The 24,776-nt window shown below is 64.9% G+C and carries 22 protein-coding genes; 8 read left to right on the top strand and 14 right to left on the bottom strand.

Translation table 11 applies throughout. The features are described from left to right. Positions 1–5: 5 nt before the first annotated feature. Both minC and QM712_RS10225 read right to left on the bottom strand, forming a co-directional pair. Entirely contained in the window at positions 6–707 is a 702-nt protein-coding gene (minC, locus tag QM712_RS10230) for a septum site-determining protein MinC (protein ID WP_415022971.1), read from the bottom strand. Between the two features lie 211 nt (positions 708–918). Continuing rightward, positions 919–2,046, bottom strand: coding sequence for an alpha/beta hydrolase (locus tag QM712_RS10225; protein WP_415022970.1), 1,128 nt, complete (start codon positions 2,044–2,046; stop codon positions 919–921). A 212-nt stretch (positions 2,047–2,258) separates the two neighbouring features. Here QM712_RS10225 and QM712_RS10220 point away from each other — a divergent pair, with 212 nt between their 5' ends. Continuing rightward, entirely contained in the window at positions 2,259–2,657 is a 399-nt protein-coding gene (locus QM712_RS10220; protein ID WP_415022969.1) for a hypothetical protein, read from the top strand. Positions 2,658–2,728: 71 nt separating this feature from the next. On the opposite strand, the gene QM712_RS10215 is transcribed toward QM712_RS10220, so the two are convergent. Next, positions 2,729–3,793: an ABC transporter substrate-binding protein gene (locus tag QM712_RS10215; RefSeq protein ID WP_415022968.1), complete on the bottom strand. Its 1,065-nt coding sequence runs from the start codon at positions 3,791–3,793 to the stop codon at positions 2,729–2,731. Positions 3,794–3,893: 100 nt separating this feature from the next. Between QM712_RS10215 and QM712_RS10210 the strand changes: the two genes are divergently transcribed. The 6 genes from QM712_RS10210 to QM712_RS10185 all read left to right on the top strand — a co-directional run bounded on the left by QM712_RS10210 (position 3,894) and on the right by QM712_RS10185 (position 9,103). Then, on the top strand, positions 3,894–4,556 hold the full coding sequence (locus QM712_RS10210; RefSeq protein WP_415022967.1) for a TetR/AcrR family transcriptional regulator: 663 nt from the start codon (positions 3,894–3,896) through the stop codon (positions 4,554–4,556). 67 nt (positions 4,557–4,623) lie between these two features. Next, the gene (locus QM712_RS10205) at positions 4,624–5,394 is read left to right on the top strand and encodes an ABC transporter permease (RefSeq protein WP_415022966.1); all 771 of its coding nucleotides are present in this window, start codon (positions 4,624–4,626) and stop codon (positions 5,392–5,394) included. 31 nt (positions 5,395–5,425) lie between these two features. Then, a complete protein-coding gene (locus tag QM712_RS10200; protein ID WP_415022965.1) occupies positions 5,426–6,463 on the top strand; it encodes an NAD-dependent epimerase/dehydratase family protein in 1,038 nt (345 codons plus the stop codon). Next, complete coding sequence (locus tag QM712_RS10195) at positions 6,450–7,271, top strand: GNAT family N-acetyltransferase (protein WP_415022964.1); 822 nt, start codon at positions 6,450–6,452, stop codon at positions 7,269–7,271. The genes QM712_RS10200 and QM712_RS10195 overlap by 14 nt, the downstream gene beginning before the upstream one ends. A gap of 6 nt (positions 7,272–7,277) precedes the next feature. Next, complete coding sequence (locus tag QM712_RS10190; protein WP_415022963.1) at positions 7,278–8,333, top strand: dihydrodipicolinate synthase family protein; 1,056 nt, start codon at positions 7,278–7,280, stop codon at positions 8,331–8,333. Further along, complete coding sequence (locus QM712_RS10185) at positions 8,321–9,103, top strand: ABC transporter ATP-binding protein (protein WP_415022962.1); 783 nt, start codon at positions 8,321–8,323, stop codon at positions 9,101–9,103. Before QM712_RS10190 ends, QM712_RS10185 begins: the two co-directional genes overlap by 13 nt. Before the next feature lie 228 nt (positions 9,104–9,331). On the opposite strand, the gene QM712_RS10180 is transcribed toward QM712_RS10185, so the two are convergent. The 4 genes from QM712_RS10180 to QM712_RS10165 all read right to left on the bottom strand — a co-directional run bounded on the left by QM712_RS10180 (position 9,332) and on the right by QM712_RS10165 (position 16,564). After that, a complete protein-coding gene (locus tag QM712_RS10180; protein WP_415022961.1) occupies positions 9,332–10,423 on the bottom strand; it encodes a TRAP transporter substrate-binding protein in 1,092 nt (363 codons plus the stop codon). A 131-nt stretch (positions 10,424–10,554) separates the two neighbouring features. After that, on the bottom strand, positions 10,555–15,078 hold the full coding sequence (locus tag QM712_RS10175) for an autotransporter domain-containing protein (RefSeq protein WP_415022960.1): 4,524 nt from the start codon (positions 15,076–15,078) through the stop codon (positions 10,555–10,557). A gap of 211 nt (positions 15,079–15,289) precedes the next feature. Beyond that, positions 15,290–15,547 carry a hypothetical protein gene (locus QM712_RS10170; protein ID WP_415022959.1) on the bottom strand — a complete coding sequence of 86 codons (258 nt, stop codon included), beginning with the start codon at positions 15,545–15,547 and terminating at the stop codon, positions 15,290–15,292. A 63-nt stretch (positions 15,548–15,610) separates the two neighbouring features. Further along, entirely contained in the window at positions 15,611–16,564 is a 954-nt protein-coding gene (locus QM712_RS10165; protein ID WP_415022958.1) for a DUF2778 domain-containing protein, read from the bottom strand. Between the two features lie 177 nt (positions 16,565–16,741). Here QM712_RS10165 and QM712_RS10160 point away from each other — a divergent pair, with 177 nt between their 5' ends. Next, a complete protein-coding gene (locus tag QM712_RS10160) occupies positions 16,742–17,179 on the top strand; it encodes a DUF1810 domain-containing protein (RefSeq protein ID WP_415022957.1) in 438 nt (145 codons plus the stop codon). A gap of 45 nt (positions 17,180–17,224) precedes the next feature. Here the strand turns inward: QM712_RS10160 and QM712_RS10155 are convergent, their stop codons facing one another. The 7 genes from QM712_RS10155 to QM712_RS10125 form a co-directional block, all read right to left on the bottom strand. After that, the gene (locus QM712_RS10155) at positions 17,225–18,841 is read right to left on the bottom strand and encodes a dihydroxyacetone kinase subunit DhaK (RefSeq protein WP_415022956.1); all 1,617 of its coding nucleotides are present in this window, start codon (positions 18,839–18,841) and stop codon (positions 17,225–17,227) included. 109 nt (positions 18,842–18,950) lie between these two features. Continuing rightward, positions 18,951–20,102, bottom strand: a complete 1,152-nt coding sequence (locus QM712_RS10150; protein ID WP_415022955.1) for an ABC transporter substrate-binding protein — start codon at positions 20,100–20,102, stop codon at positions 18,951–18,953. 87 nt (positions 20,103–20,189) lie between these two features. Continuing rightward, the gene (locus QM712_RS10145; RefSeq protein WP_415022954.1) at positions 20,190–21,005 is read right to left on the bottom strand and encodes an ABC transporter permease; all 816 of its coding nucleotides are present in this window, start codon (positions 21,003–21,005) and stop codon (positions 20,190–20,192) included. An 11-nt stretch (positions 21,006–21,016) separates the two neighbouring features. Next, entirely contained in the window at positions 21,017–21,814 is a 798-nt protein-coding gene (locus tag QM712_RS10140; protein ID WP_415022953.1) for an ABC transporter ATP-binding protein, read from the bottom strand. A gap of 95 nt (positions 21,815–21,909) precedes the next feature. Continuing rightward, positions 21,910–22,959 (bottom strand): alpha/beta fold hydrolase, encoded by a 1,050-nt coding sequence (locus QM712_RS10135; RefSeq protein ID WP_415022952.1) that lies wholly within the window; start codon positions 22,957–22,959, stop codon positions 21,910–21,912. A gap of 8 nt (positions 22,960–22,967) precedes the next feature. After that, positions 22,968–23,480 (bottom strand): GlcG/HbpS family heme-binding protein, encoded by a 513-nt coding sequence (locus tag QM712_RS10130; protein WP_415022951.1) that lies wholly within the window; start codon positions 23,478–23,480, stop codon positions 22,968–22,970. A gap of 249 nt (positions 23,481–23,729) precedes the next feature. Continuing rightward, complete coding sequence (locus tag QM712_RS10125; protein WP_415022950.1) at positions 23,730–24,668, bottom strand: response regulator transcription factor; 939 nt, start codon at positions 24,666–24,668, stop codon at positions 23,730–23,732. Positions 24,669–24,776 lie beyond the last annotated feature (108 nt).

Genomic DNA, 24,776 nt, shown 5'->3' with positions numbered 1-24,776 from the left:
TCTGGTCAGTTCAGCGCTGTAATTCGCATGGTGTTGCCTTGCAGCCAGGCCTGAGCCGGCCGGCCGCGCAAGGCTTCGTCGATATCGTCCGCGGTCTGGTAAAATCCATCGATTGCAAGCAGTTCGGCTTCGATCTTCTGGCAATAGATGCGAGCGCTCGTGTGCCCGTTCACGCCCGCCATGGCGCGGCCGCGCAGCGCGCCGTAGATGTGGATGGAGCCGCCGGCGACGACCTCGGCGCCGGAGCCGACCGATCCGAGAATGGTCACATCACCGTCGGGGAAGATCACCGTCTGTCCCGAGCGCACGGGGCTTTCGAGCAGGAGCGAGGTCGGCGGCTTGGTCGCGGTCTTCGCTTCAGCCTTCTTGGGCGCGCTGGGCTCGACCACGCAGCTGCGTCCGCCGGACAGCAGCGGCGGCATCATCGGGGTCAACCGCGCCTCCTCCACGCCCTCGATCCCGAGCACGCGGATGTTGCGATCCTGAAGACTGGTGAGCAGATGGCCGATGCCGGATTGGCTGAGATCGACCGACGAGAGGTCGATGACGACAGGCCTGCCGACGAAGAAGCCGGGCGAGCGCGCGATGGTGGCATCGATCTCCTGAAGCCAGTCCTGGATCGGAACCGTCGGCACAAACACGAACGCGACGTAGGACCGGCCGCGGAGCCGCACCATCTGGCGTTGAGGTTTTACTGCTGCCTCCATGGCGGCCGACTCGTCCCTGTTATTGAATGGTTAACGATGCGGCGGATATGGTTAACGGCGGGTTAACTCCCTCTTGAGGCCGTATAGGCTGCTCCGGGCGGACGGCGCCCTGGTTGCGCCCTGCCCCGCACGCGGCAGCACGCGCGGCGTGCCCGGATGGACGAACCGTCGTTTCGGCTCAGGCGCGTGGCGCCCAATGGATCGGAAAACGTTACTGCGCGAGCCGCTCGAGCGGATTGGCCGGCGTGCGCTCGTCGCTGAGCACCTGCCCCTTCGCCATCCGCTCCCGGATCATGCCCACCACCGAAGTGACCTGCTCGAAGGCGCGATCGTGCGCGTCGTCCCCGGGCACGGCCAGCCGGGTCAGGTCGAAGACGTCGATGCGGTCGCGCGCCAGTTCCTCGCGGTAAGGCGCCGCGTTCGGATCGATATCACCCAGCCGGGGCACGTCGCCCCAGATCGTCTTCGACAAGGCGAGCGCGCCGTCGTCCCGCGACACGAACAGCGAAATCGGCGGCCTGGCCGGGCCCATGCGCTGAAGCTGCGACCTGAACACGTCGACATCGACGTCGGGCGCAACCAGCATCACGTTCCTGAGCTTGCTGCGCTTCGACAGCGCGGTGCCCGCACGAATGGCGCGGCTGCGAAGCGCTTCCAGCGCGATCCAGTTGCCCATGGAGTGCGCGAGCACATAAACCTCGCTGACCGAGGGGTAGCCGTCCAGCGCGTTCAGCAGGTTTTCCAGCGCATCACGTGAGAAATTGGCGCTCTCGCGGTCATAGGTGTAGGCGCGCAGCCGCAATTCGCCGCGCGAGGGCCAGGTGAACAGCACGGGGATCACCGGGACGCCGGAATCGTGCACGATCTGGGCGAACCGGTACACCGCATCGTCGAAGCGGTTGTTGAAGCCGTGCACGAACACCAGCACCTTGCCGTGCCCGGATTGCTTGGCCGCCGCGGCGATCGAGGCCGCCAGGCGAGACTGGTCGATATAGTCGGCGGCCGCCGTCGTGAAATCCTTCTGCGGATCGCCGGGCAGGCTCGTCGGCCACTGCACCTCTCCGGCTTTTCGCGTCGCATCGGGTGGAATGGAAACGGTGATGGCGGCATAGGAGAGCGCGTCGGATCGCTCTCCGCTGAACATCTCGCCGGGATCCGTCGTCGATCGCTGTCGGTTCGTCACCGCGTAGATCGGGACGAGCGAGGCACCCGCGACGGGGGCGGCCTGCGCGGTCGGCACCAGCACGCCCTGCGACGGCCGGCCCGCACAACTGCTCAGCAGGGGCGCGACGAGGACCGCCAGCAGGATCGCTTTCCCGGGATAGTTTGTCCTGATCACCCGACGCCTACGCTTTTACCAGCCGCCGAGGAAACGGCGACACACCCCACGACGTCCGCGGCGAGCCGAAACGGCCTCGCCCCGCGCCCCTCGAAATCCAGGCTTGTTCAGCTTAACGGTTGCTGCCTAAGATTGAGTTGCTCGTCTTCATAGGGGAGAACCAAGTGTCAAACTTGTGGCAAAACTTTGGACGGCTGGCGATTGCGGCTGCGATGGCAACAGCCCTCACCGGGGGCCTATCGACCAAGGCCGATGCGGGGACAGGCACCGTTCGCCTGTCCGTCTTCAAGGCCGGCTTCATCATCGGCGGCGGCGGCGGCAAGGGCGTCCTGAATTACGCGGGACACAGCTATCCCTTCGACGTCGGCGGTATCGGGCTCGGCACGATCGGCATCGCCGAGGCGAAGTACAACGGCGTCGTCTACAATCTGCGCAGCCCCTCGGATATCGAAGGGGCCTATCAGGCGGCCGGCGCGGGCATCGCGATCGTGGGCGGCGTCAAGGTCGCACGGCTGCAGAATGCGCGCGGCGTCGTCCTGGAACTGCGCGGCGTTCAGGCCGGTTTCGAAGCCTCGCTTGGGCTCGGCGGCATCACGATCAATCTGCGCTGAACCGCCCCCGCGGTCACAGACCTTCCGTGAGGGACCGGCTCGCCGCCTCTCTCTCACGGCGTAGCGGCGCCCTACTTCTTGACCTTGCTCGCATCCATCTTGATGGCGGGGTCGAGCATCTTGGTCGTGAACGCCGTGGTGACGTCGAACGGCTTCTCCATGCCGAGATAGGTCTGGACCAGGTCGTAGTCCTTCTTCATCCGCTCGCCGTCGATCCAGCCGAGCGACTTGGTGGTCGTGAACTCGTCCGTCATCAGATATTTGATGCGCTCCCACTGGCGCTCCTGGTTCTCCTTGTCGAGGCCGGAGACCTGCTCGAGCAGCGCCTTCAGGCATGGCGCCGCATCGGCGACGCAGGCCGCGAACGCCTTCTGCGTGACGCGCACGAAATCCTCGACGAGCTTCGGGTTCTTCTGGAGATACGCCCCGTTGACGATCAGCGAATTGCCGTAAGGATTGAGCCCGATATCCTTCCAGTTGACGTAGCCGAGGTCGGCGCCGAACTCGATCGCCTTGAGGTCGTGCTCGTTGTAGAAATCGCTGATGATGTCGACGGTATGGCTCTTGAGCGCCGCGATCTTCGCGGTCGGTCCGATGTTGACGAAGCTGACGGAGTCCGGGCCGATGCCGGCGGCCTTGGCGAAGGCCGGCCACATCACGCGCGAGGCGTCGCCCGGCGGATTGCCGATCTTGTGGCCCGGAAAATCCTTCACGCCGTTCACGCCGTAGCTCTTCAGCCAATAGAAGGTCTGGCCGGTATTCGCGTAGATGCTCATCAACGCGACGTCGTCGGCGCCCTTGCTCTTCGCCACCAGCATGGTGGCGAGATCGGCGATGCCGAAGGGCGAACCGCCGGAGCCGACCTTGGCGGCGGAGACGCCGGAGCCCTTGCCGACCTCGATGGTGAGATCGATGCCCGCCTTCTCGTACCAGCCTTGCGCCTTGGCGTAGTAGAACGGCGAATGATCGGCCGTGGGCGTCCAGTTCAGGATCAGGTTGACCGCCTCGCCGGCGCGCGCAGGTGCTGCCGGCAGGCCGAACGTCGCGGCCAGGACCAGCGCCGAGCCGAGGGCCGAGCCGACAGCCGACCCGAGAGCTGAACCAAGTGCCGAGCCTGTCGCCTGCAAACGCTTCATCGTTTCTCTCCTGATTCCAGCGACCCGGCTTGTCGCTCTTCCCTTGTGAGGATACCAATGCAACAAGCCCGTCCTGCAATTGTCAACTGTTTGGTTGGAAATGCCCGCAAAACGTTCAGGTGACACCGCGCCGCAGCGCCGTGACCCCGTCGCCACCCGCAAGAAACTGCTGACCGCGGCACGCCTGGAGTTTGCCAGGCACGGCTTCGCCGGTGCCCGCGTCGACGAGATCGCCGAGCGCGCGGGCGTCAACAAGCAGCTCGTCTACCATTACTTCGGCGACAAGGACGCACTCTACCTGGCCGTGCTCGAATGGGTCTATGAGGACATCCGCGAGCAGGAGCGCGGGCTCAACCTCGAAGGCCTTCCGCCGGAGAAGGCGATCCGGAAACTGATCGAGGCGTCCTTCGATCACCTTGCGGCAAACCCCGATTTCATCGTGCTTCTGAACGACGAGAACCGCGGCGGCGCCCGCCACGTCCGCGGCTCGACGCGGCTCGAGGCGATGCACTCGCCCCTGGTCCGGAGCCTCTCCCACATCCTCAACGAGGGCGTGCGGTCGGGGATCTTCCGCAGGGGCGTCGATCCGGTCCAGCTCTATATCTCCATCGCCGGCCTCAGCTATTTCTTCTTCTCCAACACGCCGACGCTCTCGGCGATCTTCGGCAAGGACCTGTCGGCCCAGGCCCAGCGGCGCATCCGCCGCAGGCACGTCACCGACCTCGTGCTGCATTCGCTCCGGCCTAATCAACCAACTGGTTGAAACTTTCCGCAAGGCCGGTTAGGCTGACCGCGGCGGCAAGGGTGCCGCCCGCAACAGGGAGCAACCGGTGGCAGGAGACGGCGCACGCACCTCGCGCAGCTTTGCGATCATCCTGATCGTTCATCTCGCCGTGCTCGTGCTCTGGCAGGTCGCGGTCGATGCCTTCCACGTGCCGAAGTTCATCCTGCCCTCTCCGCTCGCAACGGTGCAGACGCTCGGAACCGCCGGCTATGCCTGGGGCGTGAACACGCTGGTGACCGCGGTCGAGATCGCCGGCGGCTTCGCGCTCGGCGCCGTCGTCGGCGTGGCGCTCGCCGTGATCTTCAGCTGGGCGCCGCTGCTCAGCCTCGTCCTGCTGCCGCTGTTCGTGACGCTGAACATGATCCCGAAGGTCGCGCTCGGCCCGCTCTTCATCGTCTGGTTCTCCTACGGGATCGTGCCGAACATCCTGATCGCGTTCAGCATCTGCTTCTTCCCGATCCTGCTCACGACCGCGCGCGGCCTGCGCGAGGTCGAGCCCGACCTGCTCGATCTCGTCAAATCGCTGCGCGGCTCGCGCTGGACGCTGTTCCGCAAGATCCAACTGCCGGGATCGCTGCCCTACGTGTTCTCCGGCATGAAGGTCGGCGCCATCCTCGCGGTGGCCGGCGCCATCGTCGGCGAGTTCATCGCCTCCGAACGCGGCCTCGGCTACCTCATGATCCAGGTGCAGTCGTCGCTCGACACGCCCGCGATGGTGATGGCCGTCGTGCTGCTGACCTTGCTTGGCGTTGCTCTTTACGGCCTCGTCCTCGTCCTCGAACGCATGTTCGTGGTCGGCGATGCCAGACAATCCTGAAAACGGCAGACCCAACGACAAGGAACGCCCCATGTTGCTCACCCGCCAGACACTGCCGAAGACGATCCCGGACATCGCAGCCCTCGACGATCTCCTGTGCCGGCCGAGCCAGGCGCTGATCGACGACCTCAAGAAGACCGACGGCGACATCATGATCCTCGGCGTCGCCGGCAAGATGGGTCCGACGCTAGCCGGACTTGCCAAGGCGGCGGTGCCGGACCGGCGCGTCATCGGCGTGGCGCGCTTCAGCGACCCCGAGGTCAAGGACTGGCTGCACGCGCGCGGCGTCGAGACCATCAGCTGCGACCTGATGGACGACCGCGCGATCCAGGCGCTGCCAAAAGCCCCCAACATCGTCTTCATGGCCGGCCGCAAGTTCGGCGCCGAAGGCGATCTGTCGTTGACCTGGGCGATGAACGCCCATGTCCCGGCGCTGATCGCGCAAGCTTTCCCCTCGTCCCGGATCGTGGCGTTCTCGACCGGCTGCGTCTATCCGTTCGTGCCGGTCGACGGCAAAGGCTCGACCGAGGACATGGCGCCGAACCCGCCCGGCGAATACGCCCAGTCGTGCGTCGGCCGCGAGCGCATGTTCGAATATTTCTCGCGCAAGCTCGGAACGCCGGGACGTCTGTTCCGGCTGAACTATGCCATCGACATGCGCTACGGCGTGGCGCACGACATTGCGACCAAGGTGCTCACCGGGGCGCCGATCGACGTCAGCATCGGCCACGTCAATTTCATCTGGCAGGGCGATGCGGCATCGCAGGCGCTGCGTTGCCTCGCGCATTGCACGACACCGACATCGCCGATCAATGTCAGCGGCCACGAGATCCTCGCGGTGCGCGATCTCGCGGCGAAGTTCGGCGCAAGGTTCGGCCGCGCGCCGGTGCTGGTCGGCCAGGAGCAGACGACGGCGTGGCTGACCGACACCTCGCTGGCGGTCGGCCTGTTCGGCGAGCCCGTCATCGACACCGAGCAGTTGATCGCCTGGACTGCGGACTGGGTTTCCCGCGCCATGCCGAGCTTCGGCAAGCCCACCAAATACGAGGTGCGCGATGGTCGATACTGACGGCGCGCGCATCATCCAGCTCGGCGCCGAGGATGCCGCGGCCGGCCTGCTGCTGTCGACCGAAGCCCACTGGAATCAGACCGGGGCCGACTGGCTGGTCTTCCTGCGCGAGGGCACCGTGCTCGGCATTCGCGACGGCAGGGTGCTGGTCGCGACGGCGGCGCTGTTGCCCTATCCCGGCAACAATGCCTGGATCAGCATGGTGCTGGTGACGGCGAGCCATCGACGCCGTGGCCTCGCGACGCAACTCGTCGATGCCTGCCTGGAAGTGGCCAGGAAACGTGGCCTGACGAGCTGGCTCGACGCGACCCCCGCCGGTGCCGCCGTCTACGGGCCGCTCGGCTTCACCCCGACGCTGCAATTGCGCCGGCTGAAGCTGGTGACATCCACCCCGGCCGCGACACCCGCGCCTTCGTCCGCCCCCGTTGAGGCCCTCTGCGCGCGCGACCGGCGGGCGACGGGCCTCGATCGAACGGTGCTCCTCACCGCCTTCGCCGAACGGCCCGGCTCACGCATCGTCTCCGAAGGCGGCGCCATCGCGCTCGTCCGCGATGGCCGAACCGCCCGCCACGTCGGTCCGCTGTTCGCAGACGACAGCGCCGGCGCACTCACCATGATCAATACGATCGTACGATCGGAGAACGGACCGCTGTTGATCGACGCCGTCGCATCGCAAGGCGCGTTCCTGGAAGGATTGACCGCATCGGGCTGGACGATCGAGCGACCGTTCCAGCGCATGCGGTTCGGCCCCGCCTCAGCCACCGGCGGGGAGTTGCCGTTCGCCGTCGCCGGCCCTGAATTCGGATAGGACATCATGCACCACAGCCAGATCAACAGCGACGTCCGCAAGCTGATCGCCGACGGCACGGTGATGCCCGCGCATCCCCTCGCCCTGACCGCCGAGCGCCGGCTTGACAAGACGCACCAGCGCGCGCTGACGCGTTACTACATCGACGCGGGCTCGGGCGGCCTTGCGGTCGGCGTGCACACCACGCAATTCGCGATCCGCGACGTCGGCCTCTACCGCCCCGTGCTGGAGCTCGCCGCCGAGACCGCCGCAAGCTGGACCAGGCGTCCGCTGGCGATGGTTGCAGGCCTTGCCGGTCCGACCGCGCAGGCGACCGCCGAAGCGCGCACCGCGCGCGACATCGGCTATCACGCCGGCCTGCTCAGCCTCGCCGCGATGAAGACCGCCTCCGAGGACGAGATCATCGCGCACTGCACCTCCGTCGCCGCCGAAATTCCGCTGGTCGGATTCTATCTTCAGCCGGCCGTCGGCGGGGTCAACCTGTCCAGCCGGTTCTGGCAGCGCTTCGCCGCGATCGACAATGTGATCGCGATCAAGATCGCGCCGTTCAACCGCTACCGGACGCTCGACGTGCTGCGCGGTGTCGCCGCGGCCGGTGCGCTCGACCGCGTCGCGCTCTACACCGGCAATGACGATCACATCCTGCTCGACCTCACCTTGCCGTTCGACCTGCGCGACAAGGGCGTCACCACCCGCACCTATTTCAAGGGCGGCCTGCTCGGCCACTGGTCGGTCTGGACCGCGAGCGCGATCAAGCAGTTCGAGCGCTGCAAGGCCGCGCGCCACAAGGACAGCGTGCCCGCCGACCTGCTCGCGCTCGATGCCCGCGTCACCGACTGCAACAGCGCGTTCTTCGACGTCGCCAACAATTTCCACGGCTGCATCGCCGGTTGCCACGAAGTGCTGCGGCGTCAGGGCCTGATGAAGGGTCTGTGGTGCCTCGATCCGAACGAAGGGCTCAGCCCCGGCCAGAAGGACGAGATCGACCGCGTCTGCCGCGAGCATGCCGACCTCGGCGACGATGCCTTCGTGGCCGCCAATCTGGACAAATGGCTGGCATGACGGCAGAGCCCTTCATCAGCCTGCGCGGCGTCCGCAAGGTCTATCGCTCCGGCGGCGCCGAGTTTCTCGCGGTCTCCGACGTCACCATAGACGTGCAGGAAGGCGAGCTCGTCTCGCTGGTCGGCCCGTCCGGCTGCGGCAAGACGACCGTGATGAAGATCCTGGCGGGCCTGCACGGCGCCGACGGCGGCAGCGTGAAGATCGGCAATGCGCAAAGCCCGTTCGATCCGACCCGCGACATCGGCATGGTGTTCCAGCAGGCGCTGCTGCTGAAATGGCGCACCATCCTCGACAACGTGCTGTTGCCCGCCGAAATCGTCGGCCTGCCGATGAAGGCCGCGCGCGAGCGGGCACGCGACCTGCTCAATCTCGTCGGGCTGGCCGGCTACGAGCAGAAATATCCGCAGCAGCTCTCCGGCGGCATGCAGCAGCGCACCGCGATCGCACGCGCTTTCGTCCACGACCCCAAACTGATCCTGATGGACGAGCCGTTCGGCGCGCTGGATGCGCTGACACGTGAGCAGATGAATCTTGAGATGCTGCGCATCTGGCGCGAGAGCGGCAAGACCATCATCTTCGTCACGCACTCGATCCAGGAGGCCGTGTTCCTGTCCTCGCATTGCGCGGTGCTGACCGCAGGGCCCGCAAGGATGGCCGACTATTTCCCGATCGAGCTGCCCTTCCCGCGCGACCTGCCGCTGAAGACGACGGACACGTTCGGCGCCTATGCACGGCGCATCTATGCGAAGCTGGGGCTGGGCGCGGCCTAGGCGGCTTGCCGAGACCCCGTAGGGTTGGGCAAAGCGAAGCGTGCCCACTACACGGGAAGATGGTGGGCACATCACGAATGCGCCTCTGGCCCACCCTAAGAGAGCTTCATCCGCTCCGTCATTCCGGGGCGCGACGACGTCGCAAACCCGGAATCCATCAGGCGGCAGGATGCGCGGCGAAATCAATTCCGGGGTCGCGCCAGGAGACGCGACCCGGAATGACGTCCGTCAGCTCTTATTGCGCATCTTGCTGAGCAGGTAGTTGTCGTAGAAGTTTTCCGCGATCTGCGTGTAGAAGAGCAGCTCCTTCATATACGCGTCGTGGCTTTCCTTGGTCCGCTTGAACAGGTCGCTCTTGGCGGCGAGCTCGTTCAGGTGCTCCTGGGTCGCGTTGTAGCAAGCCTCCAGCACCGGCTGCGGGAACGCCTTCAGCTCCGCACCGTTGGCGATCAGCCGCTTCAGGGCGCCGGGATTCACGCTGTCGTATTTTTCGAGCATCCAGGCGCCCGCCGCCGAGGCGGCCTGATTGACGATGGCCTGGTACTGCTTCGGCAGCGAAGCCCACTTCTCGTCATTGACGATCATGTGCAGCATCGCGCCGCCCTCCCACCAGCCGGGGAAGTAGTAGTACTTGGCGACCTTCTGGAAGCCGAGCTTCTCGTCGTCATAGGGGCCGACGAATTCGACCGCGTCGAGCGAGCCCTTCTCCAGCGCCGCATAGATGTCGCCGCCCGCGAGCTGCTGCGGCACCACGCCGAGCCGCGCCAGCACATGGCCGCCCATGCCGGCGATGCGGAATTTCAGGCCCTTGAGATCGTCGACCGACTTGATCTCCTTGCGGAACCAGCCGCCCATCTGAGTGCCGGAATTGCCGCAGAGGATGGCGTGCGTCTTGAACGGCTTCAGCGCCTCGTTGGTGAGATCGGCGCCGCCGCCGAAATACCACCAGGACTCCTGATGGCGGTGGTTCATGCCGAAGGGTGCGCCGGTGGCGTAGGCCAGCGCCGGCTCCTTGCCGATGTAGAAATACAGCGGCGTCTGCGCCATCTCGACGGTGGAGACGCTGACGGCATCGAGCGCCTGCAGCCCGGGCACGATCTCGCCGGCGGCGAAGGTCTGGATCTGGAATTTGTTGTCGGTGGCTTCGGCGACGTATTTCGCGAAGGTCTGCGCCGTCCCGTAGATGGTGTCGAGCGACTTCGGGAAGCTCGAGGTCAGGCGCCATTTGAGCTCCGGCATCGACTGGGCGATCGCGGGAGCCGCAACCAGCGTCGTCGCGCCGGCCACGGCGCCACCCTTGAGGAATGTACGGCGTTTCATGATGGGCTCTCTCCCTTGGGTGGTTGCGAGGCTTGTTGACGCCGGGCTTCGGTCTTCGAGAACCGCCTGCCCGTCCGATAACGAAGCCGGCGCGGGAGCGCCAGCCTGCCCGTGGCCTTGCCCAAGTTCGATCAGAAATTCAAGCTAAACCTGCCCTTGATGGCATGGTCGGTGGCGTGGCCGGCAAGTTCGCCGAAGTAGGAGACGCCGATCCTGGCGTTCGGCTTCAGCTGCCAGTCAAATCCGGCCTCGACGACTGCGGCATCCTGCCCCAGCGGTACGCCGGCGACGGAAAATGCGCTGCCGGTGCTGAGGAAGCTCAACGACGCCGTGGGTATCGTGTTGCCATAGGCGTGCTGCCAATAGGCGGACAGCCGCGGGACGAACGCCGTTCCGTTGAAGAGCGCAAAGCTCTGGGCGAGCCGCACGCCGAGAGAGGAATAGCCGACGTCTTCGGTCGAGCGCGCGACGGCAAGCGCAGCCGCCCCACCCGTCTCGCTGAAGCTGCCGGTATCGAGGTGAACGTAAGCGAGCCCGGCAAAGGGTTCGATCGCGAGTTTGCCGACCGCGAAGCCGTAACCGACCTCACCGAAAACCTGGCTGGTGCTGGCATGGTAGTGCGCGGTCACGCTGTCGAAGAAGCCGGGGAAGAGGACCGAGCGGCTGGTCCCGACCTCGCTCCACGCGAACGCAGTGCCCGCGCGGAAGTTCAGAGGTCCCCTGCTCGTGCCGGCGTAGGCCGCCACATGGGCGGTATCGATGTTGGCCGAGCTCGCGCGGGCACTCAGCCCCACCGACGAATTGCTGTAGCCGGCCGCGATGCCGGCACGCCAGTCGTCGCCGAAGCGGCGGTCGAGGCCGGTAAAGACGCCGCCGAGACTGCGGGTGACGCCCGCGGCGTTGCCGTCGCCGTCGAAGCTGCCCCAGGCGCCGATGCCCTGCGTCCACCATGTCAAATCGGCTGCCGGCTGCGCCGGTACGGCCTTGACCGGAAACGCCGGCCGGCCCGCCGAGGCATAGGCGTTCGCCGGACCGGCATAGGCGATCGGCCCGCCGAGCCCGAGCGCCGCCATGGCTCCGCTCCCACCGGCATAGGTCGCCTGCCGCAGCCGGCTCTGCACCGCGTCGCGAACGAACAAACTGTCGTCGATCAGGACGGACTGCACGCTGGCGTGGATCTCACCCGAGAGGCTGTCGAGCGTCGCGGGGATCGCGGCGGCACCGACATTCGCCGCTGCGGCGAACAGCGGATTGCCGACCGGGAAACGATCGAGCGCGACGCCCACCGCACGCTGGTTCGGCGTCAGCCCGGCGTCCTGGAAGAAGGTCTGGTTGCGGACGAGATTGAGGAAGACGTCGTTGGCGTCGTAGACCAGCGTTGCCCGGAGATAAGGAATATTGGTGGTGACACCGGAGAACGTGCCCGTCCTGCCGTCGTCAGCGGTGAGGATCGTGTAAGTGATCGCGGACGAATAAGCGCCGCTCTGCGCGATGACCTGAACCGTGCCGCCCGACAGCGTGGCCGCGCCGGTCGCGGCGATCTTGTCGGACTGCCCGGCGAGATTGGTCTCGACCTGATAGATGCCGCCGGTGAAGCTCACCGGGCCCGCCACGTTGAGCGTGCCGATCGAATGGCCGGGCGCGACGGTGCCCCCGTTCACGGTCAGGCTACCGAGCGTTCCGGTGCCGGACAGGATGCCGCCATTGACCGTGGTCGCGCCGACCGTGCCGTCGACGGACAGCACGCCGCCCTGCACCGTGAATGGCGAGTTGGCCAGAGTGCCCGTGACATTGAGCGTTCCCTGCAGCACCGTCCACGGCAGCACCGCAGCGTTGGTGCCGGTCAGAGTCCACGTCGCGTTATCGACCTTGTTGAAGCTGGCGAAGCCTTGATATTGCGCCGCGGCGCCGATCAGGGCCGCATCGAAGCTGCCGTTCCCGGATGCACCACCGAGCTGGAAAGTGTCGGTGCCGACGCCGACCGCATTGCCGGTGATGACGCTGGTCGGCGCGATCGTCAGCGTATTGCCGGCCCCCGCGAACCGGATCGCGGTGCCGCCGGTGCCGGTGATCGAGCCGGCGTTGAACACGCTGGTCGCGCCGGCCGAGGTCACGATGCCGGTCGCGGCGCTGATGCTGCCGGTGTTGCTGATCGCGTTGCCCGTGCCGCCGGTCAAATTCAGGCCGACATCCGAACCGACGACGGTTCCGGCATTGTTGACCACGATCCGGCCGGTGGTTGCGGTGACATCGACGGCGTGGGCACCGCCGCCCAGCGACTCGACCGTACCGCCCTTGATATTGACAGTGCTGATGCCGCTGGTCGCCGTCGCCGAGATCGCGGTACCGGACGCCGTGACGTCATTGCTGGTCGTCACCGTGACATTGCCGCTGCCCGCAGTGGTCGCGATGATGCCGGTGCTGCCGCTGATGCTGCCGGTCGGGGCGACCACGATGTTCGCGCCGTTCGCCGCGTCGGTGATTTCGGCTCTGATGGCGGTGCTGGCGCTGATGCCGCCGGTGGGGTTGATGGTGATGTCGCCGCTGGTCGAACTCGCCGTGTTGGACACCGTGATGCCGGTCCCGAGCACGACGGTGAGGCTGCCGCTGCCGCCGACGCTCATGCTCCCCGTGCTGCTCGACGTTGCGCTGATGCCACCGCTATTGGCATTCAACGCCGCATTGTAGGTGATCGACGTGTTGCCGGTTCCCCCGACGATGCTGGTGAGGATGTCGACGTCGTTGGTGGCGCTGATCGCGCCGTTGGCGACGATCGTGATACCGCCGCTGCCGCCCGACGTGACCTGCGCGCTGATGCCGGTGTTGGCCGCGAAAATCGTCGTCGCGTTGATATTAATGGCGCCGCTCGCCGTCGTCGCTGCCAGGCCGTTCTCGACGCGCACGCTGCTGGTGCCGATCGTACCGCCGCTCGCATTGACCAGGATGTTGCCGCTCGTCGTGGTCGCTTCCACGCCGCCGCCGTTTCCGAGTGCGCTCTGAAGCGTGCCGCCGCTCATGTTGAAGACGGCATCGCCGGTGGTCGCCGTCACGCTGACATTGGCGCCGGCTTCCGCCTGATGAAGACCGCCGGTGACGTTGACCGTGCTGGTGCCGCTGGTTGAAGCCGCCGCGAGCGCGGCAGCGCCGAGGGTCGTCATGGTATCGTTGGACGACGTCACGGTGACATTTCCGCCGCCCACCGTGGATGCCGCGATCGCGGCGCCGCCGCTGATCGTTCCCACCTGCGTCACCACGATATTGGCGTTGTTGGCGGCATTGGTGATTTGCGCGACGATCGCGGCCGAGCTTGCGCTGCCCACGATATTGCCGGTCGGATTGATGGTGATGTTGCCGCTGGTCGAGGTCGCGTTGTTCGTCACGACCAGCGCGGAGCCCGACAACTGCGCATTGATGCTGCCGCTGCCTCCGACGGTCATGCTGCCGGTGCTGCTGGACGTCGCGCTGATGGCACCGCCGTCGGCATTCAGCACGCCGTTGTAGGTGATCGACGTGTTGCCGCTCCCTCCGGTGATGCTGGAGAGGATGGCCACATTGTTGGCGGCGCTGATGTTGCCGTTGGCGACGATCGTGATGCCGCCGCTGCCGCCGGAGGTGACCTGGGCGTTGATGCCGATGTCGTTCGCGAAGATGGTCGTCGTGGTCACGTTGATCGCGCCGCTCGCCGTCGTCGCCACCACGCCGCTGCTCACGCGCACCGCGCTGGTGCCGATCGTGCCGCCGCTGGCGTTGACGGTGATGTTGCCGCTGGTCGTGGTCGCCTGCACGTCGCCGCCGGTCCCCAATCCGCTCTGGAGCGTGCCCGCCGTCATGTTGATGAAGACGTTGCCGGTGGTCGCGGTCGCGCTCACGTTGGCGGGGCCAGACGTCTGATGGACACCGCCGTTGATGTTGACCGTGTTGGTGCCGCTGGTGGTGGCCGTGACGATACCGCTGGCACTGCCGCCCGTGACGAAATCGCCGGACGTCGTCACCGTGACATTGCCAGTGCCCAGCGTCGTCGCCGAGACGCCGCTTCCGCCGGTGATCGTGCCGGACAGCGTCACCTCGGTATTGGCGCTGTTGGCGGCATTGGTGATCGCCGTCACGACCGCGGGCGAGAATGCCCCGGCCGTGATGTTGCCGGACGAATCGACGGTGATGTTGCCGCCCGTCGAACTCGAATTGTTCACCGTGAGGGCAGAACTGGCGGCCGACTGGATGCTGCCGCTCCCGGTGTAGCTCACGGCCCCGCCGGCGCCGTCCAGTTGCAAGGCGCTCGAACCCGAGAACACGTTGACCGTGCCGTTGTTGATGAAGGTGATCCCACCGCCCGGCTTCGTCGTGACGATGTCGAGTCCTTCGCCGCCGATGGTCACGCCCGAATTGATCTGGCCGATCAGATTCGCGTTGAACTGCTGCGTCCTGTCGCTGGTCGCCCCGTTGGGGCTGGTCGTGTTCGTGGTCGAGGTCGTCGCCGTACTGACCGCGCAGGTCAGCGTCACCGGATCGGTACCGGTGGTTGCGCATTGGGCGTGAGCGTCCCGGGTATCGAGAACAGTCAGCGTGGCCAGTATCGCAAGCGCACCGAAGAACCAACGAAGCGCGCCGCCGAGACTTTGTCGCGCTCGACCGTCGCCCATACCGCCCGTATGCATTCCAATTCCAATTCCAGCCGCCGCCTCAAATCGAGTCCATCGTAACAAATCATTGCTGCGTGGTGAGAGGATGAGTGCTGGAACCGCTATTTTGCGGCGTCCCGTTACCGCTCAGCAACATCAACCGAACGGTTGAGGTGATGCGGACACAAAGTGACGCGTTCTGTCTGACTTCGATGGCGAAGGGCCGGCGGCTCCGGGCGCCGGACCGTCAGAGCAGTTTTGCGCTGACGAACAGCGCGCGCACGGCGTTGGTCGCCTGCACTGCGAGCATCGCATTGTCCGCCGCGCCTTCCAGGGCGGCGACGGCGTCCTCATGCAAGGAGCGGAATTCCATCCATTCGACGGAGTTGTAGTTGGTGAGGAACTGATAGGCCTGACCGACGCTCGCAATTGCCAGCGTGTTGCCGTTCAGGCGAATCTTGAACGTCGTGCGCAGCGGGGTGTCGGAGCTGGATGGGTCACTCATGGGCTGCTTCTGGACGACAACGGCTTAAGGAAGGGGAAACGGCAGCCCCGCCGTCCCGCAAATTCAGGAGTCGGAGGTCGCGCGCTGCGAGGCGGTCGCCGACCCACCGAGGTTCGGCACGACGATCAGGCGATTGAACTCACCGTTGTCGTAGGCCTTCAGGAAGCGATCATAGTCCTTGATCGAGACGCAGCCGTTGGAATCGCCGCGCGGCCCGAGCATGTAGCTGTGGGTGAGCAGGCCGACGCGGCCGAGCGCGCTGGTGCCTTCGGTCGGGGTCAGGCGCAGCGCCCGGACACCGTGGAACAGCTTCTCGCGCGGCTTCAGATCATAGGTTGCCGGCGGGGTCGCACCCACCATGCGCTGATCGACATGTTCGGGATCGTCCATCAGCGCGCCCATGCCCGAATGCGCTTCCAGCGCGACTCCGCTCGGCAGATAGAGCGCCTTGGCCGAGATGTCGTACACCGCCGTCCGCGAATCGTAGCCGAGCGCCGCGAGGTCTGGCCCCTTGCGGAACAGGCCGCTATCGGGCGTCAACGAGGCCAGCTTGATCTTGTCGGTGAATTTCTCGAAGAAATTGCGGTTGTCGATCCGGGGGCCGGTGTCCGCATAAGCCTGGCTGGAGGCGATCTGGGCGGACAGGTCCGCCTGGACCGGCCGCGAGCGAGGCATCGGGACGGCATCGGCGCGCTGCGAGGACCTGGTCTCCTCGACCGCCGACTTGTCGTCCTCCGTCAGGGTCGAACGCCAGTCGTCGCCTTGAAGCTTTTGCGCGAGCATCGCCTTGGCGTCGCGGAGCTTGAGCTGGACCGCGCTCACGGCGGAACGCTCGAGCTGGCGGAAGCCGCTGTCACGGATGGGCTGGCTGCCGGAGAGCGAGGCGAACCGGTCGTCGAAGGAAGGATTGTTGGCCGGCGGCGGCAGCGCCGCGGTGACCAGAGCGGTCGAATCGTCGTTGTCGGCGACCCAGGCGGCGGCACCGAGCGACAGCGCAATGGCGGCCAAAGACAGCAATATTGCCTCGGCTCGCCCGATACGGCGGCGCGACAACAGCCTCTCGGCTCGTGCGGCGTCGGAAACCATTAGATCCCCAAATCGACCCCGGGGTACCCACCCCACCCGGAGACTCTCTATACCAGCTACCACATTGGGAGCCAAAAGTTAGGCATAATCGCGGCCGGGAAGCCATCCATGACCGATCCTTTCGACCTAAACCGGTTCATCCAGGCCCAAAATGTGGTCTATTCCGACGTTTTGGGGGAGTTGACCAGGGGCCGGAAGCAGAGCCACTGGATGTGGTACATTTTCCCGCAGGTCGCCGGCCTCGGCCTCAGCGCCATGTCCCGGCGCTACGCCATCGGCTCGCGCGAGGAGGCCGGCGCCTATCTCGCCCACCCCCTGCTCGGCTCCCGCCTGGTCGAATGCACCCGCCTCGTCCTCGCCGTCGAGGGACGGACCATCAACGCGATCCTCGGCGCGCCGGATGATGCCAAATTCCGTTCATCGATGACTCTGTTCGGCGCGGTGTCCGACGAGCCGCTGTTCGGCCAGGCGCTCGCCCGATACTTCGCAGGCGAGCCCGACGACGCAACGCTGCAGATCCTCGCCGCGCTCGATCGAAAGGCGTAGCTGCGACAGCGAGCGCCTGCAAACAGCCGCTGGTTCAACACCGACCTAGCACAGGCTCTCGAGCAATCTCGCAACAGCCTCCGCCCCGGGGTCGGCGTGCCCCTGCAACTGTTGTGCGCTGATGTAGGAGGCTCGTCCTGCGCGCGCCTTGGACATGGAGGCCGTCAGGTTCGCTCCCTCTCTTGCTGCACGGGCTGCGTAGGTCAGCCCTTGCGGCAAGGCATCCAGGGCGGGCAACAGCGCGTCTATCATGGTTCTGTCACCCGGTTGCGCGCCCCCCACCTCCTGCATCCTCGCCAGTCCAACCTTGAGCGCGCCCAGGAGGCCATGCCCGTTCGATACCGCATCCCCCGCGGCAGCGAAGAAGATCGCGAGCAGGACGCCCGAAGAGCCCCCCATGGTCTGGCTGAGTTCCTGCCCCAGCGCACGATAAAGCTGCGTGTGGTCCGACAGCGGAAGCTGACCTACGTTCTGGATCAAGGCGCTCGCCGCGCCGGCAAGGGTCGTTCCGGTATCGCCGTCTCCTGCTCTGGCATCGAGCGCATTCAGATCGGCCTCGGCGGCGATCAGCGCCTTGCAGCACCGGATGAGGAATTCTTCGGTTGCGGGATCGGCGGAAGGCGTTGGCCGCAGGCGAGCTAGCCCATCTGGCAAGGGCACGATGCGGGGCGCCACGAAAGGTTTAAGCCCCGGCCAGGTCCGCAATGGCGTCTCGGCGGCCAGCAGCTTTTCATCCTCGGTGTTCAGCGCATAGAGCGTGAGCGAAAAGCCATGCATGTCGAGCGCCGTCATCATCGAGGCCGGGCCAACGATATGCGAGACCGCAGGGCCGATGGCGGACTGCCGCAGTTCTTCCGCAAGGACCAACATTTCGAGGGCCGTCGTGGAGCCGAGATTGTTCAGAAGCGCCGCATAGCTATTCCCATTCATTCGCGGGAGAAGTCTTGCGACGGCATCAGCCATGGCCTGTCGTGCGCCGAGATAGGGAAACTTCGCAGCACCGGCTTCGCCGTGAATGCCGAGCCCCAGCTCGATCTCGCCCGACCGGATTCGGTTTTCCTTGGGCGAACCGGGCACGGTGCAGGTGTCCAACGACATCCCGATGCTCATGACATTGGAGGCCGCGCGACGCGCGGCCGCAGTCACCTCATCCAGGTCACCTCCGCGCTCGGACACGGCTCCCGCGAGCTTGTGCACGAAGACCGTTCCGGCGATGCCGCGGGGACGGCCGATGTCCGGGATGGCGATATCGTCCTGGACAATCACCATCGTCACTTTCCTGCCCAATGCACGGGCCCGTTCGGCAGCAAGACCGAAGTTCAGACGATCGCCGGTGTAGTTCTTGACGATAAGGACACAGCCGGCAGGTCCCGTCACGGCCAAGATTCCCGCCAACACCGCATCGACGGATGGAGAGGCGAAAACGTCGCCGCATACGGCCGCCGTCAGCATGCCCGGGCCGACAAAGCCAGCATGTGCTGGCTCATGCCCGGACCCGCCGCCGGAGATCACGGCGACGCGGGACCGATCCCAATCCGACCGGGCGACCACGCGTATGAATGGGTAACCGTCCAACCTGACGAGCTGGCCACCGGAAGCGGCAACCAGACCGTCAATTGCCTCTTGAACGATGTGTTCCTTGGCGTTGATGAATTGCGTCATTCTGATTGGCTCTTTGTCTGGACATTGGGCCCGAATATAACGCCTCGCCGGGCACCGGGAGATAGGTGCCTGGCGAGGTAGCGTCACCGATGCCTGGGCCCCAGTTCTATCAGTTGATGACGTTGTCGTAGAATTTCGCTTCGACGTCGGCCATGTCGATCGCCGCGAGATCCTTGGGCAGTGCATAAGCATCGGCATCGGCATGAACCTTCGCCTTGTCGAAGTCGTTCGCTCCGGCGATGAATTCATTGGTGACATAACGGCGGGTATCGATGTCGATACTCGATTGGCCGATGGTCTTGAGTATCTTGAAGAAATTGTCCCAGGCCGAGATGTTGTGCTCGCCCCAGCCTGCGCGCCCCGCCATGTTGCCCTTGAAGGTGCGGTGGATCTGCATGAGGCTCTCAGTGCCCGCTCGCGGACCGTAGTTTGCCTTGGTCGTCGGCAACGCGTTGAATACGATATCTGCAGCGGCGCGCGGATTGCGGTCGGCGAATTCGCTGCCCATGGCCCAGCCCTTCAAGTACTTCTTCAGGAACTTCAGCCGATCGGCATCCTCCAGATCGGACCGCCGCACGACCAGCGAATTCGACGGCAGGGGTGAGCCGCGCATGCCCAACCAATAGTCGAACTTGAGGCCCTTTGCGCCCAGATCCGCTCTCAGGCCCTCCCAGGCAAGGCAGGCGTTCCCCTGTCCGCTGGCAAGCGCCGTTGTCCAGGTCGGCCAGCCGGCTTCGACATAGGTGATCTTTTTGGGATTGACGCCGACCGCGGCGAACATCGGGTCACAGATCGACTGCCAGGCGGCCGACCCCAGAAGCACGGTCTTGCCTTCGAGCTGTTTCAGATCCTTGACGCCCTCGCCTTTGCGGAAGGCGACGTTGAAGAGATCGAGAAAGCCGCTGCCGAAAACCGAGACAAGGTCCATCCCCGCGTTGACCGCGAACGACAGGACGCCCAGCGAGGGAAAACCGACATCAGCCTGTTGCACCGCCAGGAATTTCACCACCGCGGTCCCGTCTGAGGGGCCTGGCTCCATGGCGGTTTCGACCCCGAGGTCACCGAAGTAGCCCATCTTTTTGGCCACCCAGTAAGGGTAGTCGTCCATCACCTCGATGGTGCCGCGCGGCGAAATCCAGGTGAAGGGCGACTTGTAGGGCTTGGCCTCGGCCGGGCCCGGGGTCAACAGGCTGCCACCGAGAACGGTCGTCGTCACAAGGCCGGTGGCGCTGACTTGCAGCAGCCGCCGACGCGTCATCATTTGGTGATCCATAGGTCTCCTCCCTCGTTGATTGGGCCGCAGCGTTCGTATGTCCCGGGACGAGCGCGGCGCTTCGCCCGTTCCTGGTCAGCTTTCCCAGCCGACCAGCCTTTTTCCGAGCCAGAAAAAGAAGGCGTAGATCGTGATCCCGGTGACGGCGAGGATCACGATGCAAGCGAAGAACTCCGGCATTCGAAGCGTCGAAGAATAGGTCGTCAGGCGGCTGCCCAGCCCGAACCCGCCACCCGACATCTCGGCGCCGACCGCGGTGATCATGCCGAAGATCGCACCGATCATGAGGCCTACGATCACCATCGGCATGGCCATCGGGATGCGGATCTTCGCAAAGATCTGCAGGGTCGACGCCCCGCAGGATCTCGCCAGCGCAATCTTCATCGCGTCGACACGCCGAAATCCGGTGGCTGCGTTGATCATCACCATCGGACCGGAAGCGAGCGCGACAGCGATGATCCTCGGCGTGAATCCGAAGCCGAAATTCAGGATCAGGAGCGGCACGAGCGCCAGCATCGGCGTCGTGACCAGCAACAGGATGTAGGGCGTGATCACCTTCTCCACGAACGGGAATTGCGTGATGACCGCAGCCAGGACCAGCCCGATCGACGCGCCGATCGCATAGCCAGCAAAGAGCTCGATCAGCGTGTAGAAATAATGTTCGCAGATCGTCGAGATCTCGGGCGAGAGGAATACGCCGGCGATGGCCGAAGGGGTCGGCAGGATGTATCGCGGCACCTCGAACAGACGCAGCAGCAGTTCTCCTCCGCCGACGACCAGCAGGGCCACCGCGATGATCGCGGCGACTTCCTTGCCCCCTTGGTTGCCAAGCCCGCTGGTAATTCCCGTCGCGCCCGCGATGCCGGCACCGGTCTGAGTTGTCTCACTCATGGTGACCTCCCTCATCTCGCCATAGCGACAGCCGGCGTCGCCGGCCGCTGGTGTTGAATGTCGTGCTTGATCATGTTGACGAGGTCGAAGAACTCGCGCGATTCCATCAGGTCCAGGGACCTCGGCCGCGGAAACGGAATGTCCACCACCCGCGCGATCTGGCCCGGCCGCGCGCTCATGATGTAGACCTTGTCGGCGAGGAACACCGCTTCTGCGATGGAATGGGTGATCAGGACCACCGTCTTGCGGGATTCCAGCCAGATCTCCTCCACCAGCTTGTTCATCTCGTCGCGGGTGAAGGCGTCGAGCGCGCCGAAGGGTTCGTCCATCAAGAGGACCGCGGGGTCACTCGCCAACGCACGCACGATCGACGCACGCTGCTGCATCCCTCCCGACAGTTCCCGAGGCATCTTGTCGCCGAAGCCGCCCAGCCCTACCCGCTGCAGGAACGTATCGATCCGCGCGGCGTCCGGACGTATTCCGCGAATCTCGAACGGAAACTCGATGTTCTTGCGGATCGTCCGCCAGGGCAGAAGATTCGCCTCCTGAAACATCATGCCGATACTGGGATGTGGGCCTGTAATCCATTCCTCGCCAAGCGCGATGGCGCCTGAGGTGAGCTTGTGCAATCCCGCGATCGACCAAAGCAGCGTGGTCTTGCCGCAACCCGAGGGGCCGACGACGGCGATGAATTCACCCTGGCGCACCGTCAGATCGACGTCCTTCAGTGCGTGAACTTCGCCCGATTGCGTCCTGTAGATCTTTGTGGCGCCCCTGACGTTGAGCGCCTTGCCCTTGGTCTGTTGCATCTTGCACGCGTCCTCAGGCGCGGTCGTCCGGATATGTCTCTGCGTTCCCCGAAGCGACAGCACCGGGGGCGGTTCAAAACCGAGCTTGGAAGTTGTCAGATCGCCAGCAATTCAGTCAGGTGACGATCGACCTGCTGCATGTATCCCGGCTCGAATCCGTTCAGGCCCATGTGACCTTCAGGAGACTCGATCACGCGAAACAGAGCGTCCGGCAGAAGTCGATAGTCTGCCTCGCATTCCTGCGGCGGAAAGAAACCATCGTGGCTGATCGGCATGACCATCGTCTTTGCCTTCACCCGCGCCAGCGCTCGGGCGAGGTCACCCGCGGTGTGTCGCGATACGTCAGCCCGTTGCCACTTGTGCATCTCGCACAACAGGACATTGGGGTCCATCGGCTCGAAATAGGCCTTCATCACGCCGTTGATGAAATCCTCGAGCGACGACATACCGACGATGCTGCGCCAACGCTCCTCTTGATAGAACTGCGTAGACCAGCCGAGCGTCGCCACGATACGCGCCATCCGGTCCATGCCCTCGCGCACAACGAGGCCCGAGGCGTACCAGCCACCGTTCCAGCAAGGGTCGGACGTGATCGCTTCCTTGAGCGTTTCGACGAAGACCTGCTGGTGCAGCGAAATGCGGGCCGTCGCAGCGATCGGCGCTGCCCGTTCGACCATCGTCGGATAAGCGACAACCCATTCGTAGACCTGCTGCCCGCCCATCGACCCGCCGACCACAAGGGCCAGTCGTTCGATCCCGAACAGGTCCGCCAGCATCCGGCGCTGGGCGCGGACGTCGTCGCCGATCGTCAGCTTCGGAAACTTCGCCATCGCCTGTGGTGCCGGGGTGTTATGCGGCGACGACGACACGCCGCTGCCGAGCTGATCCACGATGATGATGAAATATCGGTCCGGATCAAGCGCGTGGTTCTGCCCGACATAGACGTCCTCCATCACCTTGCCTGTTCCCGAGAACCAGGTTGTCACCAGGATGGCGTTGGATTTCTCCGCGTTCAGCTTACCGAATGTGCGGTAGGCCAGCTTCGCGCCGCGCAGCGTTTCGCCGCTTTCAAGAATGAGGTTGCCGAGTTCGTAAAGCTCGAACTCGCCCTGCGTTTCGCGGTCGTAAAAGGGGTTCTCGATCATGGCGCCACTCAGTTCAGGCTTTCTGAAACTGCATTGAGGCCCGCTTGCGCGCAGCTTTCGTCCTGATCCTCGCTGCCGCCGCTGACGCCAATCCCACCGATGACATCGTTCGTCGCGGTCTTGATGGGCAGACCGCCGGCAAAGGCCACGAGACCAGGGACAAAGGCTGCCCCGGGCAATCCGGCATTCACGCCATCGCGCTTCACACCAAAGGACAGATCGGCAAATGTCCGGGTCGGCGCGGCATACAGCGACGACGTGATCGCCTTGTTCTGCGCAATGTCGATGCAGGCCTTGCACGCACCATCCTGTCGCGCGGCGGCGATCAGCCGTCCCCCATCGTCGACCACGACGACATTGACCTTCGCGTATCCGCCGGCGGCCTGCGCGGCGAAACAGGCTGCAATCATCTTTTCGGCCGCGTTGTAGGTAAGCACCGGCTTGCTCTTCAGGCCCCCGGCCATGCCGAGCGTCGGCGAGCAAACCACGAGCAGTGTCGCCGCAAGCAATTGTTTGGCCATCTCCCCCTCCCTTCCCTTCGCCAAGCCTCCCGTCCGGGATGGTTCAGCGCGGCACGATGATTCACGTGCAATCCGGGTCTACCAAGGGACGTGTGGGGCCATCTATCGCGAAGGTTCGCGATACCGGTCAGGCCCCGCGAAGCCCGGCTTCATCGATCCGATATCCTGGAGATACTTCTCTTCAGGAGCAGAGGCGGGCTCCCTGACTTTTGCGAATGCGACCTTCGCAGGCGCGTCTTCCGCGGTTCTTCAGACCAGCGGCAAGTCCGTCCGCGCAAGCAGGCTGACCAGCGCGGAGGTGCTGGAAGCGCCGGTCTTCTGCCGGATGCTTCGGAGCTGATGATCGATCGTGGAAAAGGACCTGCGGCGAACTCTGGCTATTTCCTTGTAGCTCATCCCCTTCGCGACCAGTCTGGCAACCTCGATTTCCGAGGCCGTAAGGATTGCCAGCCAGGCATTCGCCTCTCCATTCCGTCCCGTCGGGTCTCGATCGGCAATCTCCTTGGCAACGGCAACGATCGGGCTCAGGACATCGACCACCGTCTGCTCGAAACAATCGTACAGGCCGGATTCCCAAGGGGCAAAATGCTCGGTCCAGTCGGCGCAGATCAGGCCGTAGCTGCCGCGTCCGGTCCGAAGCGCCCAGGCGAATTTCGACTTGGTTCGCGCCCCCGAAAGCCTCTGCCGCAGCTTCATCGTGATGCGGCTATCCTGCTTGATATCGGCAAAGATCACCGGGCGGGGATCCAGCCACATCGCCTGCATCGCGGCATCCCGATTGTCGACGGCTTTGCCGCCGAACGAGGGAACATCGTAGTCTGCGTCTTTTGCTTCGGCAAAACCCGGGAAATAGTCGCTTGCTTCGCGCATTCCGAAACCAGTGTCGACGCGCTGACAGCGAAGTTCGGCCCGCAGCCAGTTGGTCGCAATCGACCAGCAGCCCGACAGGTCATCGAGATGAAGCAGCATGTGGGCGGCCAGATCGCGCGCATGAGGCAGGCGGATCGCACCACCATCGAGAAGCCGGGTGCGCAGCGTCCGCTGCCTTGCAAAGACATCCTCGCGGAAATCCTCTGCAAAGGCCGGGGTGTGCCACGTTTCCTGGCTTTGCGTGCCCACCAATTCTTCCCTGTTTGGACGTCCCATCTCACGGGCCTGCGCCGGGCGAAATTTACGGTAGATGGACACCGGGCGACAAGACGCCTTTCCTTCGACTTTATGCCAGCCGCCTTCCAAGTCAAACCCGGGTCGGCCGGTGCCCCATCCCGGCATCCGGCCGGCAACGTAAACCCCGGA

The organism is Bradyrhizobium sp., assembly GCF_047605465.1.
Classification (GTDB): Bacteria; Pseudomonadota; Alphaproteobacteria; order Rhizobiales; family Xanthobacteraceae; genus Bradyrhizobium.
The sequence above is the reverse complement of the archived record's forward strand: the minus strand, read 5'-3'. Positions and strand labels throughout refer to the sequence as shown.